We start from the raw sequence: 1,796 nt of genomic DNA, 5'->3' as shown, positions 1-1,796 counted from the left end.
CGCGCCGGGCGCCCGCGCTGAGCCTCGCGGACTATCTGGCGCGCGGCGGGAGGACGAGCTGACGTGACGGCGGCACCTACGACGACGGGCCCGGCACCCGCACCGCGACCGGGCCCGGCCCTGGGGGGACGGACCCGATGAGCAACGCACTCGCCGTCGCGACGGTCACCCAGGCCCTCGCCCTGCTGATCGAACACCATCTGCGCCCCGAGATCGATCTGGCCGTCTCGGTGGAGACCCGTAAACCCCCGTCCGATCCCCCCACCGACCCGACGATCACCGTCTTCCTGTACCAGGTCACCCACGACCCGGCGATGCGCAACAACGACCTGGTCACCCGGGCCTTGGACGGCACGTTGCTGAAGCGGCCCGCCGCCGCGCTCGACCTGCACTTCCTGATCAGCGCGTACGGCGAGGAGACCGAACTGGTCGGGCAGCGGCTGATCGGCAGCGTGGTCCGCACCCTGCACGAGATCCCCGTACTGCCCAAGGAGTTGATCGAGGAGGCGGCGCGGCGTCCCTACCTGGGAGGCAGTGATCTCGCGGAGTCCGTCCAGCGGGTGCGTTTCACCCCGACCCAGATGGACGTCGACGAGACCTCCAAGCTCTGGGGAATGCTCAACAACACGCCGTACGCGCTGTCGGTCGCGTACCAGGCGGCGCTGGTCCTCCTCGACGGCCACGAACGTCCCCGCCCGGCCGCGCCGGTACGCCGGCCGGACGTCACGGTGCTGCCGTTCGGGGCCCCGGGGGCGCCCGAGCCGCCGAAGGCCGGGGGGACGACGGAGACGGAGGGGGACGCGCGGGCGGCGGAGAGGGACGAGGGCACGGCGGGCGGTGGTGGGCGTGAGGCCGGTCGGGCGGCTTCCGGTGCCGGGGCGCGGAAGGCGGCGGGGGGTGGTACGGCCCGGCGTGGTGGGGCCAAGTCCGGTGCCTCGTCGCCCCGTTCGCGTACCCGGAAGGCGACCGGCACCGGGCGGCCGGGCACCCGGGGCGGGGGCACCGCCCGCGGAGGCGCGGCGGACCGCACGGACGACGGCACGGAGAGCTGATCCACGGTGCGCGGAACGGGGGCGGAGAAGGACATGGGCGGTGACACGACGGGGGCGGGGGGCAATGCGGCGGGCGCGCGAAGGCGCGGCGCGGGGAACGGGGCCACGGACGGCCCCTCGGGCGCGACGGAGGCAACAGCCACCGGCACCCCCCGCGGAGCAGACGCACCCCCCGCCCCGGAGACCGGCGGCGCCCTGGCCGCCGCCGCCCGTTCCGTCCTGGCGCGCCTCGACGCCCACGCCGCACGCGCCCGGGGCGCCACACCGGACAACCCCGCCACGGACACCGGTCCCCTCCCTGAACAGCCCCCGTCCGGCTCCCCGCCCCCCGAGGTCCCCTCCCTCGACGCCCTGGTCTCCTGTTTCGGGCTGAGTGCCTTCGAGCGGGAGGTCGTCCTGCTCGCCGTCGCGGCGGAGATCGATCCGACGGCCGGTGCGCGGTGTGCGACGGCGAGCGGTGATCCCGGCCGTGCGTACCCGACCTTCGCGCTGGCGCTCGCCGTGCTGGACGCGCCGCACTGGAGCGCGCTCACGCCGGTCGCCCCGTTGCGGCGCTGGCGGCTGGTGGAGCTGGACGACGAGACGCGTCTGACGACCACCCGGCTGCGTTTGGACGAGCGGGTCCTGCACTTCCTGCTGGATTCGCCGTACCTCGACACCCGGCTGCACGGCCTGCTGCGGCGCGCCCCGGCGCCGGAGGCCCTGCCGCCGTCGTACGACGAGGCGGCGGACCGGGTCGTCGCG

At 75.6% G+C, this 1,796-nt stretch carries 1 protein-coding gene and 1 pseudogene; both read left to right on the top strand.

Annotation, left to right across the window (positions count from 1 at the left end; translation table 11 throughout):
• Nucleotides 1-137: 137 nt before the first annotated feature.
• On the top strand, nt 138-1,052 hold the full coding sequence (locus AC51EU_RS30150; protein WP_496270269.1) for a Pvc16 family protein: 915 nt from the start codon (nt 138-140) through the stop codon (nt 1,050-1,052).
• A 33-nt stretch (nt 1,053-1,085) separates the two neighbouring features.
• Nucleotides 1,086-1,796: pseudogene (locus AC51EU_RS30145) on the top strand (ATP-binding protein); the annotation flags it as partial.

The sequence above is a fragment of the Candidatus Streptomyces philanthi genome (assembly GCF_059553635.1).
The sequence above is the reverse complement of the archived record's forward strand: the minus strand, read 5'-3'. Positions and strand labels throughout refer to the sequence as shown.